This is a genomic window from Leucobacter shiyiweii, assembly GCF_052446065.1.
Lineage (GTDB): Bacteria > Actinomycetota > Actinomycetes > Actinomycetales > Microbacteriaceae > Leucobacter.
Map to the genome: position 1 here is coordinate 2,131,643 of NZ_CM127080.1, position 22,058 is coordinate 2,153,700.

Annotated in this window: 30 protein-coding genes; 19 read left to right on the forward strand and 11 right to left on the reverse strand. The window is 61.9% G+C overall.

Annotation, left to right across the window (positions count from 1 at the left end; translation table 11 throughout):
* The first annotated feature begins 246 nt into the window (after positions 1 to 246).
* The 4 genes from ACTNFJ_RS09860 (at position 247) to ACTNFJ_RS09875 (ending at position 4,542) form a co-directional block, all read left to right on the forward strand.
* A complete protein-coding gene (locus ACTNFJ_RS09860; RefSeq protein WP_435906136.1) occupies positions 247 to 1,323 on the forward strand; it encodes an ABC transporter ATP-binding protein in 1,077 nt (358 codons plus the stop codon).
* A gap of 121 nt (positions 1,324 to 1,444) precedes the next feature.
* A complete protein-coding gene (locus tag ACTNFJ_RS09865; protein WP_435906137.1) occupies positions 1,445 to 2,623 on the forward strand; it encodes a type 2 periplasmic-binding domain-containing protein in 1,179 nt (392 codons plus the stop codon).
* 158 nt (positions 2,624 to 2,781) lie between these two features.
* On the forward strand, positions 2,782 to 3,666 hold the full coding sequence (locus ACTNFJ_RS09870; protein WP_433645769.1) for an ABC transporter permease: 885 nt from the start codon (positions 2,782 to 2,784) through the stop codon (positions 3,664 to 3,666).
* An 18-nt stretch (positions 3,667 to 3,684) separates the two neighbouring features.
* On the forward strand, positions 3,685 to 4,542 hold the full coding sequence (locus tag ACTNFJ_RS09875) for an ABC transporter permease (RefSeq protein WP_435906138.1): 858 nt from the start codon (positions 3,685 to 3,687) through the stop codon (positions 4,540 to 4,542).
* Between the two features lie 278 nt (positions 4,543 to 4,820).
* On the opposite strand, the gene resB is transcribed toward ACTNFJ_RS09875, so the two are convergent.
* The 4 genes from resB to ACTNFJ_RS09895 form a co-directional block, all read right to left on the reverse strand.
* A complete protein-coding gene (resB, locus tag ACTNFJ_RS09880; RefSeq protein ID WP_435906139.1) occupies positions 4,821 to 6,482 on the reverse strand; it encodes a cytochrome c biogenesis protein ResB in 1,662 nt (553 codons plus the stop codon).
* On the reverse strand, positions 6,466 to 7,272 hold the full coding sequence (locus ACTNFJ_RS09885; RefSeq protein ID WP_435906140.1) for a cytochrome c biogenesis CcdA family protein: 807 nt from the start codon (positions 7,270 to 7,272) through the stop codon (positions 6,466 to 6,468). The genes resB and ACTNFJ_RS09885 overlap by 17 nt, the downstream gene beginning before the upstream one ends.
* A gap of 60 nt (positions 7,273 to 7,332) precedes the next feature.
* Positions 7,333 to 7,920: a TlpA disulfide reductase family protein gene (locus tag ACTNFJ_RS09890; RefSeq protein WP_435906141.1), complete on the reverse strand. Its 588-nt coding sequence runs from the start codon at positions 7,918 to 7,920 to the stop codon at positions 7,333 to 7,335.
* An 80-nt stretch (positions 7,921 to 8,000) separates the two neighbouring features.
* Positions 8,001 to 8,642, reverse strand: coding sequence for a histidine phosphatase family protein (locus ACTNFJ_RS09895; RefSeq protein ID WP_435906142.1), 642 nt, complete (start codon positions 8,640 to 8,642; stop codon positions 8,001 to 8,003).
* A gap of 347 nt (positions 8,643 to 8,989) precedes the next feature.
* On the opposite strand from ACTNFJ_RS09895, the gene aspS reads away from it, so the two are divergent.
* Entirely contained in the window at positions 8,990 to 10,333 is a 1,344-nt protein-coding gene (aspS, locus tag ACTNFJ_RS09900) for an aspartate--tRNA(Asn) ligase (RefSeq protein WP_435906143.1), read from the forward strand.
* A 58-nt stretch (positions 10,334 to 10,391) separates the two neighbouring features.
* Here the strand turns inward: aspS and ACTNFJ_RS09905 are convergent, their stop codons facing one another.
* Positions 10,392 to 11,357 carry an NAD(P)-dependent alcohol dehydrogenase gene (locus tag ACTNFJ_RS09905; protein ID WP_435906144.1) on the reverse strand — a complete coding sequence of 322 codons (966 nt, stop codon included), beginning with the start codon at positions 11,355 to 11,357 and terminating at the stop codon, positions 10,392 to 10,394.
* 71 nt (positions 11,358 to 11,428) lie between these two features.
* Between ACTNFJ_RS09905 and ACTNFJ_RS09910 the strand changes: the two genes are divergently transcribed.
* Positions 11,429 to 12,091, forward strand: a complete 663-nt coding sequence (locus tag ACTNFJ_RS09910; RefSeq protein ID WP_435906145.1) for a TetR/AcrR family transcriptional regulator — start codon at positions 11,429 to 11,431, stop codon at positions 12,089 to 12,091.
* Between the two features lie 58 nt (positions 12,092 to 12,149).
* Here ACTNFJ_RS09910 and ACTNFJ_RS09915 read toward each other — a convergent pair whose 3' ends face one another.
* The 6 genes from ACTNFJ_RS09915 to ACTNFJ_RS09940 form a co-directional block, all read right to left on the reverse strand.
* A complete protein-coding gene (locus ACTNFJ_RS09915; RefSeq protein ID WP_435906146.1) occupies positions 12,150 to 13,088 on the reverse strand; it encodes a homocysteine S-methyltransferase family protein in 939 nt (312 codons plus the stop codon).
* A 175-nt stretch (positions 13,089 to 13,263) separates the two neighbouring features.
* Positions 13,264 to 13,797 carry an NUDIX domain-containing protein gene (locus tag ACTNFJ_RS09920; protein WP_435906147.1) on the reverse strand — a complete coding sequence of 178 codons (534 nt, stop codon included), beginning with the start codon at positions 13,795 to 13,797 and terminating at the stop codon, positions 13,264 to 13,266.
* Between the two features lie 3 nt (positions 13,798 to 13,800).
* Positions 13,801 to 14,103 carry a Dabb family protein gene (locus ACTNFJ_RS09925; RefSeq protein ID WP_435906148.1) on the reverse strand — a complete coding sequence of 101 codons (303 nt, stop codon included), beginning with the start codon at positions 14,101 to 14,103 and terminating at the stop codon, positions 13,801 to 13,803.
* 48 nt (positions 14,104 to 14,151) lie between these two features.
* Positions 14,152 to 14,466 (reverse strand): glutaredoxin family protein, encoded by a 315-nt coding sequence (locus ACTNFJ_RS09930; RefSeq protein WP_435906149.1) that lies wholly within the window; start codon positions 14,464 to 14,466, stop codon positions 14,152 to 14,154.
* A gap of 168 nt (positions 14,467 to 14,634) precedes the next feature.
* A complete protein-coding gene (locus ACTNFJ_RS09935) occupies positions 14,635 to 15,708 on the reverse strand; it encodes a site-specific integrase (RefSeq protein ID WP_435906150.1) in 1,074 nt (357 codons plus the stop codon).
* Positions 15,683 to 16,333: a helix-turn-helix domain-containing protein gene (locus tag ACTNFJ_RS09940; protein WP_435906151.1), complete on the reverse strand. Its 651-nt coding sequence runs from the start codon at positions 16,331 to 16,333 to the stop codon at positions 15,683 to 15,685. The genes ACTNFJ_RS09935 and ACTNFJ_RS09940 overlap by 26 nt, the downstream gene beginning before the upstream one ends.
* A gap of 93 nt (positions 16,334 to 16,426) precedes the next feature.
* On the opposite strand from ACTNFJ_RS09940, the gene ACTNFJ_RS09945 reads away from it, so the two are divergent.
* The 13 genes from ACTNFJ_RS09945 to ACTNFJ_RS10005 all read left to right on the forward strand — a co-directional run bounded on the left by ACTNFJ_RS09945 (position 16,427) and on the right by ACTNFJ_RS10005 (position 22,057).
* A complete protein-coding gene (locus tag ACTNFJ_RS09945) occupies positions 16,427 to 16,624 on the forward strand; it encodes a helix-turn-helix transcriptional regulator (protein WP_435906152.1) in 198 nt (65 codons plus the stop codon).
* Positions 16,625 to 16,664: 40 nt separating this feature from the next.
* Entirely contained in the window at positions 16,665 to 16,973 is a 309-nt protein-coding gene (locus tag ACTNFJ_RS09950) for a hypothetical protein (RefSeq protein WP_435906153.1), read from the forward strand.
* A 101-nt stretch (positions 16,974 to 17,074) separates the two neighbouring features.
* On the forward strand, positions 17,075 to 17,326 hold the full coding sequence (locus tag ACTNFJ_RS09955; RefSeq protein WP_435906154.1) for a hypothetical protein: 252 nt from the start codon (positions 17,075 to 17,077) through the stop codon (positions 17,324 to 17,326).
* Positions 17,327 to 17,372: 46 nt separating this feature from the next.
* A complete protein-coding gene (locus ACTNFJ_RS09960) occupies positions 17,373 to 18,038 on the forward strand; it encodes a hypothetical protein (protein ID WP_435906155.1) in 666 nt (221 codons plus the stop codon).
* A complete protein-coding gene (locus ACTNFJ_RS09965; RefSeq protein WP_435906156.1) occupies positions 18,035 to 18,334 on the forward strand; it encodes a hypothetical protein in 300 nt (99 codons plus the stop codon). Before ACTNFJ_RS09960 ends, ACTNFJ_RS09965 begins: the two co-directional genes overlap by 4 nt.
* On the forward strand, positions 18,334 to 18,549 hold the full coding sequence (locus ACTNFJ_RS09970) for a hypothetical protein (protein ID WP_435906157.1): 216 nt from the start codon (positions 18,334 to 18,336) through the stop codon (positions 18,547 to 18,549). Before ACTNFJ_RS09965 ends, ACTNFJ_RS09970 begins: the two co-directional genes overlap by 1 nt.
* A gap of 57 nt (positions 18,550 to 18,606) precedes the next feature.
* A complete protein-coding gene (locus ACTNFJ_RS09975; RefSeq protein WP_435906158.1) occupies positions 18,607 to 19,302 on the forward strand; it encodes a hypothetical protein in 696 nt (231 codons plus the stop codon).
* 2 nt (positions 19,303 to 19,304) lie between these two features.
* On the forward strand, positions 19,305 to 19,520 hold the full coding sequence (locus ACTNFJ_RS09980) for a hypothetical protein (RefSeq protein ID WP_435906159.1): 216 nt from the start codon (positions 19,305 to 19,307) through the stop codon (positions 19,518 to 19,520).
* Positions 19,517 to 19,711, forward strand: coding sequence for a hypothetical protein (locus ACTNFJ_RS09985; protein WP_435906160.1), 195 nt, complete (start codon positions 19,517 to 19,519; stop codon positions 19,709 to 19,711). Before ACTNFJ_RS09980 ends, ACTNFJ_RS09985 begins: the two co-directional genes overlap by 4 nt.
* The gene (locus ACTNFJ_RS09990; RefSeq protein WP_435906161.1) at positions 19,708 to 19,989 is read left to right on the forward strand and encodes a hypothetical protein; all 282 of its coding nucleotides are present in this window, start codon (positions 19,708 to 19,710) and stop codon (positions 19,987 to 19,989) included. Before ACTNFJ_RS09985 ends, ACTNFJ_RS09990 begins: the two co-directional genes overlap by 4 nt.
* Complete coding sequence (locus ACTNFJ_RS09995) at positions 19,986 to 20,255, forward strand: HNH endonuclease (RefSeq protein WP_435906162.1); 270 nt, start codon at positions 19,986 to 19,988, stop codon at positions 20,253 to 20,255. Before ACTNFJ_RS09990 ends, ACTNFJ_RS09995 begins: the two co-directional genes overlap by 4 nt.
* A gap of 126 nt (positions 20,256 to 20,381) precedes the next feature.
* Positions 20,382 to 20,627 carry a hypothetical protein gene (locus ACTNFJ_RS10000; protein WP_435906163.1) on the forward strand — a complete coding sequence of 82 codons (246 nt, stop codon included), beginning with the start codon at positions 20,382 to 20,384 and terminating at the stop codon, positions 20,625 to 20,627.
* Entirely contained in the window at positions 20,624 to 22,057 is a 1,434-nt protein-coding gene (locus ACTNFJ_RS10005; RefSeq protein WP_435906164.1) for a terminase large subunit domain-containing protein, read from the forward strand. Before ACTNFJ_RS10000 ends, ACTNFJ_RS10005 begins: the two co-directional genes overlap by 4 nt.
* Position 22,058: the final 1 nt, after the last annotated feature.

Sequence of the window (22,058 nt, forward strand, 5' to 3'; positions counted from 1 at the left end):
AAACTGAGTCTGCGCTCAGATTTCGTACTGAGAACCGTGGACCGACTGGGCCTCGGGCACGCACGAGTTACGCGATCCGAAAGACGAGCTCACTGCACACCCCCGACCCGGTCTATGGCCCGCGAGAACTCCGGGCAATGTAACCGAATCGTGATACGCGATCCCCCACTTCGATGACTATACATCTAAAACCGTATGTTAGCCTTCTGAAAGTTCGACATCGTTGTTGAGGAGAAACACGACATCATGGCTCAGCCCAGCACGCCGCATAACCCCCAGACGGAAGCCGCGGTTTCGCTGCAGGGAATCGCGAAGCAATTCGGCGATCTCACCGCAGTAAAAGACCTCGATATGGATATTCGTGGCGGCGAGTTCTTCTCGATGCTCGGCCCCTCGGGCTCGGGTAAGACCACCGTGCTTCGCATGATCGCGGGGTTTGAAGAGCCGACCGCGGGCAAGATCCTGCTGCACGGGCAGGATGTCACCCGCATGGCTCCCTTTGACCGTGAGGTCAACACGGTCTTTCAGGATTACGCCCTGTTCCCGCACCTGAGCATCGCCGAAAACGTCTCCTACGGCCTGACCGTGCGCAAGGTCGATAAGGCCACGCGCACAAAGCTCGTCTCCGAGGCGCTCGAACAGGTGCAGCTTGGTCACGTTGCCGACCGCAAGCCCACGCAGCTCTCGGGCGGTCAGCGCCAGCGCATCGCGCTCGCACGCGCCCTCATCTTGCGCCCCAAGGTGCTCCTGCTCGACGAGCCGCTCGGAGCCCTCGACAAGCAGCTGCGTGAGCAAATGCAGATCGAGCTCAAGCAGATCCAGCGCGAGGTAGGCATCACCTTCATTTTCGTGACGCACGACCAGGAGGAGGCGCTCACGCTTTCTGACCGAGTTGCCGTGTTCAACAACGGCAAGATCGAGCAGGTTGGCTCGCCGCGTGAGGTCTACGAATTCCCGCAGACCGAGTTCGTCGCCCGATTCCTCGGCGTCACCAACATCCTGCCGGCCGAGCTGTCGCAGCGAGTATTGAATGTCGGCGAAGTACACAGCCTGAGGCCCGAACGGGTCCAGCTTGCAGACCCGACGGCCCCCGCCGATTCCGACACCGTGGCGCTCGCCGGCACCGTGGCCGAGACCGTATATGCCGGGGCCCATACGCGCTACCTCATCGACACCGTCGAAGGCACGCGCATCATCGCTGAGAAGCAGAACTCGCACACACCCCGCACCGAACCCGGCGTAAACCGAGGCGACATGGTGAGCGTTCGATTCCGACGTGACCACGCGACCGCAGTTCCCGGCCCCGTCAGCGTTTCCGCCTAGAGCGGCACGCACCACGCGGAGCGATCCGCCCCCGCACCTGGAACCTTCAGGCCCCAAACCCACAAACCTCTGAGACCCACACCCTAAGCCCGAATGGGCGCATCAACACAAAGGAGTACCGATGAAGAGAATGCTGGCAGTGCCCGCCGCAGCAGCGGCCGCACTGGCGCTGGCCCTGACGGGCTGCGCAACCGCCGAGACCGCCACAGAGAGCGGCGGTCTGCAGATCGATGTGCCTGAGATCCCCATGATGGAGGAGATGGGCGAATTCGAGAACGAGGTCAACATCGTCGCATGGTCGGGCTTCGTCGAGCCCGAGTGGGCTGACAAGTTCACCGAGGAAACCGGCTGCAAGGTCAACCGCAAGATCGCTGGCACCAGCGACGAGATGGTGCAGCTCATGCGCACCGGCAACTACGATCTCGTCTCGGCATCCGGTGACGCAAGTCTTCGCCTGATCGTGGGCGGCGACGTGCAGCCGCTCAACCGCGACCTGATCCCGAACTTCGGCGACGACATCGTCGAGGGTATGCAGGGTCAGATCTACGACACGCTCAATGGTGTGCCATACGGCGTGCCCATCGGCCGTGGCGCCAATATCCTGCAGTGGAACGACCAGGTCATCACCGAGGCACCCACCAGCTGGGACATTGCCTGGGAAGCTGATTCACCGGCCGCCGGCAGCATCATCGCCTACGATGCGCCGATCTACATAGCTGACGCCGCGATCTACCTGATGGCAACACAGCCCGATCTCGGCATCGAGAACCCGTACGCGCTCGACGAGACGCAGCTTGCTGCGGCCATCGATTTGCTCAAGCAGCAGAACGAAATCATCGGCGACTACTGGGCTGATCCGGTGAAGCAGATCACCGCGTTCAACGGTGGCGACGTATCCGTGGGCACCTCGTGGGAGGTCCTGCGCAAGCTGTCTGAGAACCCGAACCTGCAGGGCACCCTGCCCAAGGAAGGCTCGACCGGATGGTCTGACGCGTGGATGCTCGCAGCCGAGGCCAACAACCCCAACTGTGGCTACGCCTGGATGGATTACACCTCCAGCGCCGAGGTCAACGGCAAGATTGCGATGAACTTCGGTATGGCTCCGGCCAACGCCGCGTTCTGCGACACCAGCGACGAGGCAGCAGCTCACTGTGAGCTGTTCAACGCCGAGGACGAAGAGTACTTCTCGAAGGTCTGGTTCTGGACCACCCCCATCGAGCAGTGCATCGACGGCCGCACCGACGTCACCTGCACAAATTTCCAGCAGTGGACGGACGCCTGGGCAACCGTCAAGGGTTAACCCCGTGAGTGGGCTGGCCGATCCGCTGATCTGATGGTGGATCGGCCAGTCCCCACACTCCCCCGCCCCTACGGCATCAACGTACCGGGGCTGCACGACCCGCCAGGCGCACCTGGCCCGCCACACCCGAGTTTTCCGCTCACCAGATGAGGATCGACGTGACTACCCAGTTCTCGCTCTCGACGAAGCCAAAGCCGCTTTCGTCGGCGCTGCAACGCCACCCGAAGGGGCGCCTGGCCGCGCTGCTGACGCTGCCCATGGTGTGGCTCGTCGGCGTGTACATTCTCTCGCTCGCGTTTCTCCTCGTCACCGCGTTCTGGGTCACCGATCCGTTCACCTCAAAGGTGAAGCCCGGGTTCACCCTCGATAACTTCGTGAATCTCTTCACTGTTCCCGCCTACGTCTCTGCGTCGATCCGCACGCTCGGCATCGCCGCCGCCGTGACCGTGATCTGCGCCGTCTTCGCCGTGCCGCTCGCCATCTTTATGGCGAAGCTCGCGAGCCCCTGGATGCGCGCGCTACTCGCCGTCGCCGTCACCCTGCCACTCTGGGCCGGGTACCTCGTCAAGATCCTCTCGGTACGCATCGTGTTCAGCGAGGGCGGATTCTTCAACTGGCTCTTTGGCCCACTCGGAATCCAGAGCCCCGGCTACGGCATCACCGTCACCATCATCGCGCTCGTCTACCTCTGGTTTCCCTACATGGCGATTCCGGTATACGTGGCTGTCTCGCAGATACCTGCGAACCTGTTCGATGCTTCGGCCGACCTCGGGGCGCGCGGCATGCGCACGATCGTGTCGGTCATGCTGCCGCTCATGAAGCCTGCGCTGATCGCCGGGTCGATCTTCACCTTCTCCCTCAGCCTCGGTGATTACATCGCGGCGAAGTTCGTTGGTGGATCCACCCAGATGATCGGCACCATCATCGCCTCGAACATCAACCTGAACCCACCGGTCGCCGCCGCCTTTTCGGTCGTGCCGATCGTGCTCGTGCTCATCTACTTGCTCGCCGTTCGCCGCACCGGCGCGCTCGAGAACATCTAGGCCCGAAGGGGAATCGCAATGCTGAGACTCGGCCGAGGCGCCAAGATCACCCTCACCGTCATCGCTGCTCTCGTGCTCATTAGCACTTACGTGCCGCTGCTCGTGATCGTCATGAATTCCTTCAACCCCAGCCGTATTGCTGGCTGGCCCATCTCTGGGGTTTCACTGGTCTGGTGGGAGAAGGCGCTCACGAACCCCGCGGTTCACGCCGCTGTGATCAATTCTGTTGTCGTTGCTCTCGGGGCCACCGCAATCGCACTCGTGCTCGGCACACTCTCGGCGTTTGCGTTGCAGCGCTTCAAGTTCTTCGGTCGCGACGTGGTAAACCTGCTGATCATCCTCCCCATCACCCTGCCCGGTATTGTCACCGGTGTCGCGCTCTCGAACACCTTCTACCAGGTGCTCGACCCAATTGGCATCAAGGTCGGGTACGCGGGAATGATCATTGCGCACGCCACCTTCTGCGTGGTGATGGTGTTCAACAATGTGATCGCGCGGCTGCGCCGCATGAACCCGAACCTCGAGGAGGCCTCGGCTGACCTGGGTGCTGGCCTCGGCCAGACCTTCCGTCTCGTGACCTTCCCGCAGTTCCGCAGCGCCTTCATGGCTGGCGGGTTGCTCGCCTTCGCGCTGTCGTTCGACGAGGTCGTGGTGACGATCTTCACCGCACCTCCCGGCGTCGAGACGCTGCCGCTGTGGTTCATGAACCAGATGGCACGCCCGAACGAGGCCAACCAGGTGAATGTGGTTGCAACGATCATCATCCTGCTGTCGCTGATCCCGGTGTACTTCTCGCAGCGTGCGCAGTCGGGTGCAGAGGGTGGCGGCCAGAAGCGTCGCCGCGCGATGCGCGTGCCCACGCCGCCCATCCCGTAGACGTCTCCGCGGCGGTGGCATTGGCATTGCCGTTGCCATTGCCATTGCCGGGCTTCGGAGAAACTCGCAGGGTCGGATCAGTTTCCCGATTCGGGTCCGATCCTGTGCACTTCTCCGAGCGAAGCGGCGGGTGAGGTGCCGGTGCCAGCTGAGGTGAGGTTACGGCGGGTGAGGTGAGGGTTGTGCCGGTTGCGGCGGGTTGACGTGTCGCGCTGCTGGTGAGGTGCCGGTTGCAGCAGGACATGTCGATCAGGTGTGGATCGCCGAGCGATCGACCCCTACAGCCGTCCGCGGTGCTCGTCGCGCAGCTGCTCCGTCGCCCGCTCGAGCGACGGGTCGTCGCCCCGCGCGAGGGCCGCGTACTGCAGCACCACTCCGTCGGCGACGGGCAGCGCCTTCACCCACATGCGTCGGCGCGGAACAAACAGTGACGCCCCGAGACCAGCGAGCGACAGCAGCGCGAAGATTAGTACCCATTCCTGCGCTGGGTTCTGCATGACGTCAAAGGAGGCGTACCGCGGTGAGGCCTCAAACGTGATGGTACCCATGCCGCCGGGCAGATCCACTGTGTCGCCGAGAGTCAGCTCGAGAGAATCAACCTCAATCGCTCGCCCGGTGAGCTGCTCCATGTTCGCGGTGTCGAGGGCGTAGACCGACTGCGGCAGCCCGTCGTCGATACCCAAATCGCCCACAAATGCGTCGAGCGTGAGCACGGGGTTTGTGAGGTCAGGGTAATTGGACGTGTACGCACCTGACTCCAGATCAACCTTCGATGGGTAGAAGAACCCGCGCAGGCCGAGTTGTGTCGGCTCCCCCTCGAAGTCGAGCCCGAACGGCACCTTAACCACGCCGAGGGATGTCAGGTTCGTGTCTTGCGGGATGAACGGCATCGACTCGCTGTAGACAATCTCGCCGTCTGCGTCGCGAATCGTCAGCGTCGGCGCGTACCCGTTTGCGATGAGATAGATCGGCGAGCCGTGCACGCGAAGCGGGTGATTCACGCGAATGACCCCCGTCTCTTCGCTCTCGTCGGGGTTGATCAGGGTCACATTCGCGCGATATTCACGCACCAAACCAATCGCCTGCGGGCTGCCCTCATCGGGTGTGATGTAGTCCACTTCGAGGGAATCCATGCGCATGCCAAAGGGCACGAGGCTCGCGTCAGAAAACGAGGTGCCCGACGTTGCAGAGTCGTAATCGATGAGCTGGTTTACCATCGTCTCGCCCTCAATAATCACCTTCTGACCGTTGAAGGTGAAAGCGCCGCCAATAGCCACGCTCACCAACACGCCCACGAGTGCGATGTGAAAGACGAGGTTGCCAGTTTCGCGCAGGTACCCACGCTCGGCCGACACTGAGATCTCTGCCTGCCCTGATCTGCTGGTGGATCGCTGCACCTCGGTGCGGTATCGCTGCTTGCGCAGAATCGCCTCTGCCTCAGCGATCGCACGCTCGGCGAACTCTTCTCGCTCCGCGTCAGTCGCGGTCGGGTTTGAGAGCCGTTGTTCGGCGAACCCGGCCATGCGCTGCAACCTGGCGGGGGTTCGCGGCGGGGTGCCACGGAGCGCCTTCCAATGGTGAACGATACGAGGAAGCACGCAACCGATCAGCGAGATGAAGAGCAGCAAGTAGATCGACGAGAACCAGACAGACGAATAGACGTCGAACGCCTGGATCGGGAACGCATCGAGCACGCGGAAGAGGTCGGGATGATCCGCCTCGTACTGCAGCACACCGTTCGGGTCGGCCCCGCGCTGAGGCACCAGCGAACCGGGGATCGTCGCAACTGCAAGCAGCAGCAGCAGGATGAGCGCGACGCGCATGCTGGTCAGCTGCCGCCAGAACCAGCGGCCCCAGCCGCGCAGGCCAAGCTCGGGTGATTCAACAGCAGCGGATCCGCGCCCGCCGCTTCCGTCTTCGTAATCAGAGGGCCGGGACAAAGCTCGACATCACCGCCTGGAGTGCATACATAATTTGGATCCATACCCCGCTGAGCATGAGAACGCCGATGGCGATCAACAGCACGCCGCCGATGAGGTTTACGGTACGGATATGGCGCTTGAAAAAGTTCGTGGCGGTGGTCATCCAGCCAAAACCGAACGCGGCGAGCACGAACGGCAACCCGAGCCCAATGCTATACACAAGGGCCAGCCAGGCGCCGCGTCCAGCGGTGCCGCCTTGCAGGGCGAGCGAGCCGATCACCGACAGCGTCGGGCCAATACACGGCGTCCAACCGATCGCGAAGACCGCACCCAACAGTGGGGCGCCGACGAGGCCGAGGCGAGGCCTGAGTTTGAGGCGGGTGGTTCGCTGCATTCCGCCAAACGCGCCGATGAAGACCAGTCCCATCACGATGATCAGCGCGCCCATGATTCTGGTGATCGGCTCTTCCCACTGAATGAGCCACGAGCCCACGCTGCCGGCGAGCGAGAGAATCGCGACGAACACCGCTGTAAACCCCGTGACGAACAGAAGAGCCCCCAGCACCATGCGTCGGCGCGTACGCCGGGCATCGCTGAGCGGCCCGGCGTGGGAGTCCACGCCGGCAGCGTGGGGGGCACCAGCGCCGTTGCTCGAGCCAGCGGTACTCGCCGAGGCACTGACGTAGGCGAGGTAGCCGGGCACGAGTGGCAACACACACGGAGACACAAACGAGACAAGGCCCGCGGCGAGTGCGATCAAGGACGCGACGAGCAGTTGCCCGTCGGCCACGAGATCGGTGACATCCACGTGGGTGCTCCTCTGAATCGATACATGTACCGAACGGCATGCGCCGCCCAGTGGATCTTGCTAACCCTCGGCGAGAGTTTCGGTAATCAGGGTGCGCAGCTGAGATTCACCAGCGAGCTGCCCAAGCACTCGATGTGCGACGCGCCCCTCGGTATCAAGTACGAGCGTGGTCGGTACCGCATTGAGGGGCACCTGCCCGGCAAACGCTCGCTGCACCGCGCGCCCCCCAGCCGAATCCATGATCGAGTCGTATTCGACACCGAATTCCTTAGCAAATTGGATGGCTTGCGCGCTTTGATCGCGGGTGTTGACCCCGACAAACTGAACCCCCTGCGGCGAAAATTCGTCGTAGGCGGCAACCAGGTCTGGGGCTTCAGCGCGGCAGGGGGCGCATCCGGCGTACCAGAAGTTCACCACTGTGACCGAGCCGATCGTGTCCTCCGACCCCAACTCGTCGCCATACTCGGTGATGCCAGAGAACTCCACAGGATTGGTTCGTTCAGCGGCAGCGATGCTTAACGCCGAACCATCTCCCGACACAAAGCCTTTTTCACCCGACTCTTCCCACTGCTGCGCGAGCGTGTCGGCCTCCCCGGTCGAGCAACTTACGAGACCCAGACCGAGCACCGCGGCCATGGGCAGTGCCATGAGCGCAGCCGCGGCGCGAGCGCGTCTCGGGCCCCGTGCGCGACGCGATCCACTATATGCACCTGTGATCATATGAGTTGCTACACCGCCCCAACGTCAACCGCATCGCCCATGAGGTCTGCGGCAGGGGTGCGGTAGTCAACTTCGAACCAGCGGCCACCGCGCTGCTCGAAACTCGTGATGCTCGAGAGCGCGCACCGTCGACGTGCCGGATTGTGCGCGAGCGCCTGCCCGGTGATGTCAAGGTGAGCAGCCCAGATCACGGCCTGGTGACTCACCATCACAATGTCACCCTCCCGGGTCGACTCCCAAGCCTCGTCCATCGCTTCGCGCACCCGGTTCGCGATGCTGCGGTAAGGCTCCCCCCAACTGGGACGCAGTGGATTCCAGAAGCGATACCAGTAGAGCGGGTTCTTAAAGGCGGCTCCGCCGCGATTGACCTGCCCTTCGAAAGCATTCGTCGGTTCGATTATGCGCTCGTCAGTCGCAGTCTCCAGGCCAAATGTCTGCGCAATCGGGTCCGCCGACTGCTGCGCACGCATGAGGGGCGAAGCGATGAGTCTGGCAATTTTGCGATCGGCAGCCGCGAGTTCGAGCGCGGCAGATTCCGCCATGCGGGTGCCGAGCTCGGATAGGCCGAAGCCCGGCAGACGCCCATACAGCACGCCATCGGGGTTGTGTACCTCGCCGTGGCGCACCAAGTGCAAGAGTTTGTCGCTCACACGTCCATTCTAGGTTTGCGCCGCCTGGGAACTCCCGGCGTTTGCCTCGATGCCACGCCAGACAGTGTCGAGGGCGGCACGGCATCGGCAATAACCAATCCCAGCCTCAGACGCTGGCGCAGTCGTCCGTCTGGGTAGTCGCGATAGACCTCTGCGGCTTTCTTCGGATACCAATACATCAGGCCTCCCGCACCGGCAGGTTTTCGGGGATTGGTGCCGAGCCTGCGGGTGGACAAGCGCGCAGGGTTCAGTGCGTCTCAACCCTGCGCGCTCGTCCGCTAGCCCACCGAAGACCGCCAAGCGCAGCGCGCCAAATGTCGCTCCGTCGACGCGAGTAGACTGGCCGGGTGACTGAGCGTGTATTGATTAAGGATCTGGCCGCGCGTACCGACGGCCCCGTGCGAGTGGCCGGATGGGTCGAGAAGGTGCGCGACCAGCGCTACGTGCAGTTCGTCGTGCTGCGCGATGAGAGCGGCGCGGTACAGCTGGTGAATGGCGGCGTGCTGCGCGAGGCCGACCCCGAGAACCCGCGCTCCGACATCCTGGTGCCCCGCACCCAGACCATCAGCGATCTCACTCACGGCACCTTCGTCTCGGTAACGGGCGAGCTGCAGCACAACGAGCGCGTGAAGCTCGGCGGGGTCGAGATCCAGATCGAAGAGATCGAGGTCGTCGCGAGCGCGCTTCCCGACAACCCGGTCGCCGAAGATTCCGGTCTAGATGTGCGTATGGACTGGCGCTTCCTCGATCTGCGTCGCCCCGAGCAGAATCTCATCTTCCGTATCCAGACCACCTTCCTCAATGCGCTGCGCCAGGTGTGGATCGAGCGCGACTTCATCGAGATTCAGACCCCGAAGCTCATGGCTTCAGCCTCGGAGTCTCGCGCAGAACTCTTCGAGGTCGACTACTTCGAACGCACCGCCTACCTTGCACAGAGCCCCCAGTTCTTCAAGCAGATGGCGCAGGCCGCGGGTTTCGGCGGCATCTTCGAGGTCGGCCCGGCCTTCCGCGCCGACCCCTCGTTTACCTCGCGCCACGCCACCGAGTTCACCTCGATCGACACCGAGTTCAGCTGGATCGACTCGCACGAAGACGTGATGGAGCTGCACGAAGCGCTCATGGTCGCAGGCCTCGCCGCCGTGAAAAAAAAGCACGGGGAGGCGATCCACAAGCTCTTCGGGATCGAGGTTGAGGTGCCGTCGCGCCCGTTCCCGCGGATCCCGCTCGCCGAGGCGAAGGAAATCGTGAAGGAGCGCGGCTACGAGGTTCCCCGCGCCGACGCCGATATGGACCCCGAGGGCGAGCGCCAAATCGCGGCCTACGTGAAGGAAAAGTTTGGACACGACTTCGTGTTCCTCACCGACTACGCCTCGTCGATTCGCCCGTTTTACCACATGCGGCACGACGGAAATGCTGAGCTCACGAAGAGCTACGACCTGATCTATCGCGGGGTCGAAATCTCAACGGGTGCGCAGCGCGAGCACCGCATTGACGTGCTGGAGGCCCAGGCGATCGAGAAGGGGATGGATCCGACCGAGCTTGGCTTCTACCTCGACTTCTTCCGCTACGGTGTGCCCCCGCACGGCGGATTTGGCATGGGCCTCGGGCGCGTCCTGATGCTGTTGCTAGAGCAGTCATCGATTCGCGAGGTCACCTACCTGTTTAGGGGACCAACACGGTTGCTCCCCTAAGGGCCATGCGCGTGGGAAACTCGCGCTTGCCCTTCGGCGAGTAAGTGGGGCGGAGAGATTATTCCGCGTTCGGCAGCACCACGAGGTTGCCGACCTTGTGGCCTGAGTCGACAATTCGATGCGCTTCCACGAGTGCGTCAAGCGCACCCAGGCTGCGGGTGAGTGAATCGAGCTGACCTTCGACGACGAGACGCATGAGCTCTGTGAAGTCAGCCGGACGCTCCGGCGCAACCCCCGCGACAACTTGGCCACGCGAGCGGACCGTGTCAACGAGGTCCGCGACTGCGAGCACGAGCGTGCCGCCCGGGCGCAGAAGGCTGAGGCCCAGCTCCCGGTCGATGTTTCCGTAAGCATCGAACACCACGTCGTAACGCTGACCGCGCGCGGCAAGGTCAGCGAGCGGCGTGGCAGCGTAATCAATCACTGACTCAGCCCCGATTCGGCGCATGAGATCGACATTCGGAGCGCTCGTAACAGCGGTCACTGTGGCTCCAAAATGACGCGCCAGCTGCACCGCAGCACTCCCCACCGCGCCCGAAGCCCCGTTGACGAGCACGGCCTGACCCGGTTTCACCCCCGCTCTATCCCGCAAGAAGTAGAGCGCGGCGGTGCCGCCAAAGAGCACCCCAGCCGCGTCGGCGTGGCTGAGTTCGGCAGGCTTCGGAGCGACGCGACCCGCGGGCACTCTCGCGTATTGGGCGTGCATGCCGAGCGTCTTTCCGTTCATGCCGGCGACCTCGTCGCCCGGGGCGAACTCACTGACATCCTCGCCTACGCGCTCGATCACGCCGGAATAGGCGATACCGAGCACCTGCTTGCGGGGGCCAGAGAATCCGACGCCAAGTTTCGCGACCACGCCGAAGCCGCGCGGGAAGCGCCCAGCGCGCAGGCGTCCGTCAGCCGCGGTCACGGCGACCGCCTCGACGCGCACCACCACCTCGCCGCGCTTGGGCTCGGGTATGGGCTGATCCACAATTTCTATCACGTCGGGCGCCCCGTATCGCCGCACCAGTGCTGCCTGCATAGTGTCTCCTTACACCTGTAAGCCAATGAATCTACAGTAGCCTTACAAGCGTAAGAAAACAAGGAGGCACTATGCAGCAACGAACGCCGCTCAGCCGAGCGAACATCGTGCAGGCCGCGGCCCAAGCCGCAGACAATGGCGGTCTCGCCGGGGTCAGCATGCGACGCGTGGGTCGCGAGCTGGGTGTCGAGGCGATGTCGCTCTATCACCATGTCGCGAACAAAGACGAACTCCTGGACGCGCTCGTTGATTGGGTTTTCGCGCAGATCGAACTCCCGACGCCGAATGATGACTGGCGCGCAGGAATGGTGCGGCGGGCCGCCTCCGCTCGAGCTGTGCTTACCGCTCACCCTTGGGCGCTCGGCTTAATCGAATCGCGCGCAAACCCCGGCCCCTCCTTACTCACCCATCACGACGCGGTGATCGGCTGCCTGCGCCGTGGCGGCTTTCCAGTGATGCTCGCCTCGCACGCATTTTCGGTGATCGACGCGTACGTTTACGGTTTTGCCCTCACCGAGCAGAATCTGCCGTTCGACCCCTCGGCAAGTGAGGCAGCCGGCGACTTCGCCAGCGAATTCATGCCGCTGATCAAGCAATATCCGCACCTCGCCGAGCTCGTGACGGCACTCACCTCAGGGCGTGACTACGTCTTCACCGACGAGTTCAGCTACGGACTCGAGGTGATTCTCGACGAGCTCGAACGCCGCCTCGCAGCTGCCCCGCCGAGCTTGTAGCGCCACGTCCCCGTGCGCTCGCAACACCAGAGCCGAACGCGGGCCGCGCCTGCTGCCCTCAGGCTCGCTCGTCGCGCAGCGCTGCGGCGAGTGCCGCGATGTGCGGAGCGTCGGTGCCGCAACAGCCACCGAATATCTCGGCCGCAGGAGCGAGTGCGCGCAAACCCGCCACCCCTTCCGCGAACGCCTCGGGTGAATCCCCTGGGCCGTCGTCGCCGTGCACCGCAGCGTTGAGTCGGAAGCCGATGAGGCGATCCACCGCGGCTCTCGTCTGGCGATCACTCACCCCCGTGGAACTCACGCCGTGTCTGCCTGCCGATTCCTCGATCGCCCGGGCTGCCTCGCTCGGGTGGGCGCAGTTCACGAAGAATCCGTCGGCATACCCCCCGGTCGCAAGGTCAACCGCGCGGATCGCTTCGTCCAGCGTGCTCCCGTCAGCAAGGTGACCGTCAGCGCCGACCGTGAATGATGCCACAGCCGGGACTCCCAGCGCCCGCGCTGCCTGAACAATTCCAGTCGCCTCCGCAGCGTCGAGCATGGTGACGGCGGTGATTCGATCCACCCCCGCCGCTGCGAGCGCCCGCACCTGCGGGGCGTGATAGATCTCAGCCTCGTCGACGGTCATCCGCTGCTCGCCGGCATACTCGTCGAAGCGCGGCCCGACGCACCCGCCGATCTGCACGGTTGCACCGGACCCAAACTCACGCGCACTGCCGCGAGTGAGCTCGACCGCCTCTGCGTTCAGTCGCGCAAGCGCTGCCGCGTCATACCCGAGCGCCGCGCCCCAGTCGGGGTTCGCTCGCCAGGTCGGCGTATCAAGCACGAGCGGGGTGCCGGTGGTCGCCGCAATCTCAAGAAACGGGCGGTAGTACTCGCGCAGCGCGGTGCGTCCCTCGTCAGTATCGAGCAGCACGAACGCTGCGAACTCAGGCAAATCCTGCCCGAGACGGTCGGTGAGCGAAGTCTCGATGCCGCCGTCAGTGATGGTCGTCGCCATAGCTACCCCCTGGTCGTCGCGGTCACAGCATGGGTGCGGTCACGCCGTGACGGTCACGAGGTGTGACACCTCCGAGCGTATCCGGCTTCACGCACGCCAGGCAGCGATCCGCTCCGCCGCACTCAGCTTCAACGCTCCAAGTATCCCCAAATTGATGTTCTGGCGGCCGAAAACCTCAAATTGGGGAAGGTGCCCACGCAGCAAGTGCGGCGAGCAAGTCACGCACAAACGAAGGGTCAAGTTCGACAGTGGATCCGCCAGCACCGAGCACTTCAGCGGCTCGGGCGAGCACATCGCGCAAGATCTGCTCGTGGTCGAACGCCAGACGTCCGGGCGCCAACGCCTCCGTGACCGGGTACCAGTCGGCGGTCGCCGCGTCGTCGCCCGCAGTGAGCCGCGCAAACTCTGCGGAGATCGCCAAATAGACGACGCTCAGCGTGTCACCACGCGGATCACGATGTGCGAGACCATACGCCCCGACTTGCTTAAAGATTCCTCGCACCTCGGTGAGGCCGGTCTCCTCGGCGAGTTCACGTCTCGCGGCAACCTCGATCATCTCGCCCGGCTCCACGAATCCGCCGGGTAATGCCAGTTGCCCCACAAACGGCTCGAACTTTCGCTCGACGAGCAGCACGCACAACCGACCGTCGCGCAGAGTGAGCGCTGCGACGTCTCCGGCGACGGGGAAGCGGGTCGGAGCAGGCGGCACTAGTTACACCGCGAAGTCGGTCGCCACGCGACCCACGGCGTGCCGCTTGATCACCGCGCCGGCTGCCACGTGCTCGGGGTGCACGACGTACGCGGCGAGCCCATCGGCGTCATCGAAGTCTGCGACCAGCGTCACGTCCCAGTTGTCGCCGTCAAACAATTCATTACGATGCGCCGATATTGACCGCACGCTCGGCACAGTCCCAGCAAGCGGCGTCAGCGCCGCGATGATTTCGGCGGCCTGAGCGTCGCGCGCCTCCCGGCTCTCGCCGCTGAGCTTCCAGGTGACAACGTGGCGGAGGGTCATGTAGTTCCTTCGTGTTGCAGTGCCGTGACAATACTTGGGGTGGATCGCTCAGCGATCCACCGGTGTCGAGGAATTTCGCAAGAACACGCCTCGCCAACCTGACGCGCGCTCGACCGCACGGGTGAGCTTCTGCGCATCGACGCGCCAGATTGCGTGCTTTCTGCCGCCGATGAGCACAACGGGGATGTCTTCAGCGTGCAATCGCGCCAGCTGGACATCGGCGAGAATATTGCGTTCGTCGAGCGTCGCAACTATGCCGCGATCGGCGAGCTCGCCGCGCACGCGGTTGATCACCACGCGCGCATCGTCGCACAGGTGACACCCCGGCTTCGAGAGCAGGGTGATTACGACGGGCTTTGACACGCAACCAGTCTAAGCCGCTGCACACCTCACGGGCACAGCAAAGGCGCCGAGCAGAACCCGACGCCCGCCACCTGCACGCCAAGCGGCGCGCTGACTACTTCTTGTTGTCTCACTTACCGCATAAACATGCGGCTAAACGGGGTACTGTCCGCACTGAGTCCGCAAGAGCTACGTCAGTTCGATTTTCGCTTCACCCATGAGACCCGCTGCAGCGCCTCTAGTGAGGTCTTCAGCCGTCTTCCACAAGTGACTGTAGGTGTTCAGTGTGATCGTCGCTGACGAATGACCAAGAGCGCGTTGCACGGTCACGACGTCGCACCTCGCAGCGATCAGACCGCTCGCGTAAAAGTGGCGCAGATCATGCAGGCGCAGATCATCGAGACCGGCCTTCTTCTTGAGCGCGCGCCAGTGAGGTTCAAGGTATCCCCTGCCCGGCCCGTCAGGTGACGTCGAGAACAACCACTTAGCCGGGCCCCGAACACCCCAGTTCTCAACGTGATCATTCACCAGCTCGAGCAACTGCTGAGGCACATAGACGACACGACTGCTACCGTGCTTCGGCGGCTCAAACTCACTGCCCCCGTCAGCCTGCCGAACCTGCCGCTGCACCTTCAGCGTCTTCGCCTCAAAATCGAAATCTCCGAGTTGCACGGCAACCGCTTCGCCCCGGCGTAGCCCAGCGAACGCACACAACGCCACGAGCAGCCGCAGGGGGCGCTCTGCTGCATTGATCAGCTTGCCAACCTCTTCCACATCGGGCACAACAATCTCAACGCTTCGTTCAGCCTTCGGAGGCTTTACTCCGACCGTCGGGTTACTCGGAATAAGCCGATCATCAACGGCAGCCTTGAGCACCATCTGCACGAAGCGCATGTTGAGTTTGATCGTGGAGACCGCGAGCCCCTCGACGTGCATTTCCTTCACGAACGTCTCGACGTGCGATTTGCGGATCAATTTCACCGGCAAATCCTTGAACGAGCAGCGCTTGATCGCGTTCCGGGCCGTGCTCTTCGTCGCTGGGGCCCATATCTGTCGGGCTTCCCACTTCGTGAAGTAGTTGTTCAGGGTGATCTCCCCCGCTTTGGGGTCGACGTAGTGGCCGGTCAGGACCGAGGCATCAACCTCTTTCACCCATTTCTGCGCGTCGATCTTCCGGTCGAAGTGTCGCGCGTGCTCCTTGCCGTCTGGGTCTCGGTAGCGCGCCCTCCACTTGCCGTTAGGCCTCTTCTGAATGCTCGCCATCGTCGCTTTCGGTCAGTTCGTCGTCGGGATACTCGCCAATATCCACAAAGGTGGAAACCATAGCCATAATTAGCTCAACGCTGGCCCTACGCTCGTCTTCGCTAGAAACCATAAAGGTGTTTCCGTAATCGATTTCGCCGTCAGCTTTAAGTTCAGCGGAGACCCTCACTAGGCGCTTCAGCACCCAGTCGACGTACTCTTCTGAGGACTTCGGCGTTCCAAACTCTTTGTCTTTCAGCCCCGCCAATAGCTCAGGGTGATGCGCCAAGTGATCCTTGACTTCTGCGAGGTTGTGCAGAAAACCAACTACCTCGCTTCGGACGCCATGCCAGGATGCGTCGAGTCGATCCCTGGCATCGCGCAGTATTGAAGCTGGAGTCGAAGCGAATGACAGCAAAGTGTCTAGCGAGACGTCTAAGGCTTCGGCAACCTTGAACGCTTCCCATAACTTCAACGTCCTGCCGCCACTTTCAAGGCGGGACACGGCCGAAGCATCGACTTTCATCCCCAGCTCGGTGAGCTTCTCAGCCAAGTCTTTCTGACTCATCTCACGACGTTTCCGATAGACGGACGTCACTTGCCCGAAGGCAACTTCAGGTGTCGGCTCTCTAAAAATTTCTGCCATAGGCAACATCGTATGTTGCGGAGAGCAATAGTGTCCAGTAGCATGTTGGTGGGCGCAACAGATGCTCCCAACAGCAACCCGAGAGGAATCGTGATGACAGCTCAGCTCGCAATAGCGATCTCGCTACTCACAGTGAAAGAGACCGCCGACATGCTTCGCAAGAGCGAAGCGCAGATGCGGTGGATGATCCACACCGGCACCGCGCCAAAGAGTGCGCTGATCGGTGGGCGAAGAATGTTTCGCCTGTCAGATATCGAGAAATATATCGAGGAGGCGTTTGACGCTGAGTAACCAGACTCGCCCCAAATACGACATCAACGAAAGGAACACCATGACTCACCCCGCACAGAAGATCAGCAACGAGAACCGAGGGCACCTGCTCGCCGATCTCCGCAATGTCACCGCTGCACTCACTGAAGCCATCACCCATGGCATTGAGGTTGGCGCACCGAACGAGCGCGAACTCGCCGTGATCGTGTGGCTCGCATCCCGCGCTCAGTATGAAGCGGTCGCCGCCCTCGCGCAGAAGCTCAGTGTCACCGATTACGTCATTCGTGAAGCAATGGAAGATCCGGAGTCGCACCCCAAGCTGGCGGCTCGACTGGGTTCCCTCGTCGACGGTCTCGTGGAGGTCATCTGATGCACACCACAGAAATAAAAACCCTCAACGCGGAACAGTTTGGCGACAGCCGCGAAGAGGGCAAACAGTTCGATTCCATCATCCAAGAAGGAGAACAAACCATGTCAAGTATCCCACAGGCAGCCGATGCGCACAGCAGACCTTTCAGGCTCGAAGGTCGTCTGGCGTGCGTGTCCGTTCAGCTCGACGATGACTACTGCGAGATGTATGGCATCGCCCTCGAGCAGCGCGTGCTCGATACTGCCGGCATGCTGCGTGTCGACTCTGGCGAGGATGTCGTGTTCCTGAGCCCCGCTGAAGCGCTCGATCTTGCTGACGCGCTGCGCGCCGTCGCGAAACTCGCGTCACAGTGACGCTCACAACACGTATCGAAGAATTCACTCCTGGAGGAGAAGCATCATGAACACCATCACCGTAACGCCGGCACTCATGCAGTGGATCGAGAAGGCACGAGAGACCCGGGCGAGCTTCATGCAACACAAGATCGCGGACGCGAGCGACCCGAAGGTGCAGGATCTCATTCGCGCCGGGAAGCTGCCCTTCACTGAAGACCGCATCCAGAGCCTCCTCGATGACCCGGAGATGGCAGGGTTCGTGGAACACGAGTGCTTCCGGCTGCTCGTTGATCTCCCAGCACCACCGCTCGTGTTCCCGAGGTGGGCTGAAACGATCAGCGTAGGCACGGGCGTTTGGCCTGAGGTCACTGTTCGGTGCGAATCGAAGCATGTAGTTTGCGGTGACTCGGTCGCATACTGGAGCCAATATTTCACGGTGGTTGTCGAAGACGATGAGTGGCCTGATGGATCCCGGGTTGACCTTGCAGGAACAGTCGCAACTGGTGGCCCGAGCTTTGCTTTACAGGTTGGCGGGAAGTCCATCGATTTCGAAGAAGCCGATGTGCTCGACGTGACCATGATCGGCGAACTGATCCTCGACGCTGCCCGACTGATTGAGCTGGGGAACCGTGAGCTGCGTCGCATCACCGAACCCGGGCCACCACATCACGACGAGGAAGGCGCGTGGAACCTTGCAGTCAATGCGGACAAGATCGGGGCCGACGCATGAGCATGGTTCTCGATGGCCTAGAGCCGAGATCGCGCGGCACCGACCCGGCAACGAGCGTCGATGCTGGCCGCGCCGCTGACTTGTTCAAATCTCAGGCAGTCGTGCTTGCGGCAATGCGTGCACGAGGGCACGGGGTGACCCAGGAAGAGGTCGAACAGATGCTCCCAGGCATGAGCCCATCTAGGGCGAGATCAGCCGTCTCAGAGCTTGCAGAGCGCGGGCTCGTGGTTGCGACTGACGAGACGAAACCCACGAGGTACGGGCGCAGGGCTCGGGTATATAAGGCGGTGCGCTAATGGCAATCGCATCAAAACGGCCACAGAAGCCCGGCACGTCATCATTTTGCTGCGTACCAGACGGTCGCACCGCCCACGGCACATGCAAATGGCCGTCAGTCGTCTCAGCAGAGATCCCGCTCTGCGCGAGACACATTCTCATCGCCGCGAACGACCACAAACATTTGGGCGGCAGGTATCTCACCTCAGTCGTCATCACTGAGGAACATCAGTAACAACAAGAGGGGGTCGGCTTACGAGTCGGCCCCTTCTCCTTGCAGAAAGGAGGAACAATGACTGACGGCCGTATCCCAGGCAAGTGGGTAAGCGAGCCCCGCTTCGCAGAGATGCCCGACGCTATCTTCGGCTTCCTCGCACGCGCTATCGCATGGTCAAACGAGGCAGGCACCGACGGACACGTCAAACGCCGCTACCTCGCACAACTTCACGCCTCTGGTGAAGTACGTCCGCACGCCTACAAGCTGCTCGAAGACGAAGGCATCTGGAAAGCAACACCAGACGGCTACCAGTTCATCGACTGGGATAAGAAGGCTCACCACGGTGGGCTAGGGCAAGAGCTCGCTGCGAACGTCCGCGCCTACAAGGAGCGCAAGAAGGCGAACCAGCAAAGGTATCGAGACAAGGGTGCCTCACGCCCTGTTACCGGTCACGTTACCGGTTCAGTGGCCGACCACGTAGGACAGGACAGGAACACGAGTTCAGGCTCTGGCTCTGGCTCAAGAGATATACAAGGAGGATCGTTGAAAACAAGCCATAGTACGGTCAGTACTGGTGTAAAGTTTGGTACTGACAGGCAGGGCACGGGTGACGGCGACGGCGACGGTGACGGAGATAGACCCCCTGCAGTAGCAACTCCCTTATTTGGTCGAGTGCCTGCCTCCGATCCTGGCTATTGCTCTCATGGCGTGACAGTTGACCGTTTGTGTCGTCACTGCCCCACTGGGCTGGCTCAGTCGGAGGTGGCTTAGTCATGTCTGCCAAGTTTCTTCGCGTTCTGGGGATTCGGTCGAAAGAGGCCGGGGTCGTAGCCATCATCGATGACTATCTCGTCAAGTGGAATCCGCGCCGGGGTTGGGACTGCAGTTGTCTAACTCCTCAAGACGAATTTGAGTGCCACCACATCGTGACCATCGAGGGCATGCTCGACAAGAAAGTCACCACCTTTCCAACCCAGGGGGAAGCATGAACCCCCTCGACCCACGCGTGCGGGTGCGCCGCAGGACATGGACCAACTCCGACGGCTGCGTCGAAGAACTCATCCAGATCCGCACGTTCAACCAGTTCGTCCTCGTCCCATTCGACAAAGCTCGCGGCCTCGTCGACATGGTTCACGACATTTGCGATGACCGAGACCGAGAACTCAGGGAGGGCAAATGAAGCTCTGCACAGAGGAACACTGCACCAGCACCGTGCTCGCCAAGCAACTATGCGCAAAACACTACTTCCGTCGCCGCCGAGGCTACATCGAGAAGTACCTAGATCATCTCCCCAAAGGGTACTGGTCAGATGTCCCGGTAGCGGGCACCGGCCCATTCGGGGCAGTCATCACCTGCCAAACCTGCAAAGAGCAGCTCGGGCCAGTGCACGACCCCACCAGTGCAGCCCTCACTATCCACGCACACCAGCAACGCAACCACGCACGGAGGGCAGCATGAGCCGTCGCCCAGACCTCACCACAACAGCGTGGAAGAAGCTCCGCCTGCACGTACTCGACAGAGACGGATGGCAGTGCACCTACTGCGGCAAAGGCATCGAAGGGTTCGACGCCACAGTCGACCACATCATGCCGTTCGTGTCCGAAGAAGAGTCGAACCACATGCACAACTTGATTAGCGCGTGCCGCAGCTGCAACTCCACACGACAAGACCGCATCCTGACACGAATGCCCTGGTTCAACAAGCGCTGGATAACAGGACTCTAGGATCGACGATGCACACGAATACAAATACTCTCCTGACCAGGGGTTTTTCTGAGGAGACCCCTGCGCATCGCCCGCCCCACTCTTTCGTGCACAAACGGGTTGAAAACATTCTAGAAAGGCCTGATCATGGCAACATTCGCTAAGTCTTTGGCTGCTTTCAAGGGCGCTAGTCCTTGGTTGGGTGACGAGCATTCCCCTGAGGTGACTGCGCTCGAGTTTCTGGCCGCTCGTCTTGATGGTGAGCAGCTTTCGAACCCTGCTCCGCTTATTGCGCAGTGGGGGCTCATCATGCGGTCGCTTAGGAAGTCTGCGCCTGTGGATCCTGATGCTGATGATCCTTTGGAGAAGGCTTTGCGGGAGGCTGGGCATTGATTGCTCCTTGGCCGCCTCAGCGGTTCACTGCGCCGCTCTCTGACGGCTTCGAGGCTGCGATTGATCCGTGGTTGCCTTTGCTTCGTATCGTGTGGAAGACGGCGTTTGGGTATGTGCTGGAGGGGTGGCAGGAGTCGCTGCTGCGGCATCTGACTGAGGTGTTCCCTGAGGGGCATCCTCGTGCTGGGCAGCTTCGTTTCCGGCAGGTTGTGGTGAGTCTCGGCAGACAGAATGGGAAAACGGAAATCGCTGCAGCGCTAGGTCTTTGGGCGATGCTTATTTGGTCGATGGCCTACGTCGTTGGTATCGCGTCGTCGCGCGAGCAGGCGACCCTTGTGTACCGACGCACGTTAATGGCGATCACTGCGAACCGTGCGCTGGCGAAGCGGTTTGAGCGGATGACTGATACTCGGGGTATCACGTCGAAGTCGGGCAGCACGTATGAGTTGAAGGCTGCGAAGGGTGCTGCACTGCAGGGCATTCCGGTGAGGTTGGCGGTGTGTGACGAGCTGCACCTCATCAAGCAGGATCTTTGGTCGGCTCTGGTCGCTGGTACTGGTGGACGGCCAGACACTCTCGTCGCTGGGATCACAACCGCTGGCGATGAAGACTCCGAACTGCTGCTGGATTTGTATGAGCGCGGCGCTGAGGCGATCAAGGACACCGACACACGCATGGGGTTCTTCGTGTGGGAGGCACCAGAAGCCCGCGTGCCGGACGATGACGACGAGCTGATGAGCTATCTTGCTATGGCGAACCCTTCGGTCGCTTCGGGGCGCTTAGACGCCGAAGCGGTGCTGTCTGATGTGCGTGCCCTGCCACTCGCGGATCAGTTGCGTTACCGGTTGAACGTATTCACGAAGCGGTCGAGCGCGTTCATCCCTGCAGAGTTGTGGATGAAAGCTGCACGCCGACCCGATGAGTCCCTACCGTCTGCGCGTCCGGTGTTCGCGATCGATCGCACACCCGATTGGGGGTATGCGACGATCACGGCGACGGTGAAGGACGAGAACGGTCTGGTCTGGTCTGAAGTGGTCGCTTCCATCGTGAAGCCAACTCTCGAACAGCTCGTCGATCTCTGCATGCGTTTGAACAAGCACAACCCCATCACGTATGCCGCCGATAATTACTCGCTGCGGCCTTTGCTGGATGAACTGCGTATGCATGGGTTGCCGGTGTTCACGGCGACGCTTGGTGACGTGACGGGCGCGTCAGCCCTGTTCTACGCGTTGTTGACCTCTGGGAGGCTTCGTCACGCTGGCGATCCATTGTTGGCGCAGCAGGTTCCGCGCACGGTGCGCAAGAACGTTGGTGAGGCGTTCCGGGTGAGCCGCAAGGACTCTTCGGTTGCGATTGATGGTGTCATTTCGACGATGCTCGGAGCGTATGTCATCGAGACGTTCAGAGCACCCTCACTTCAGGTTTTTTAGC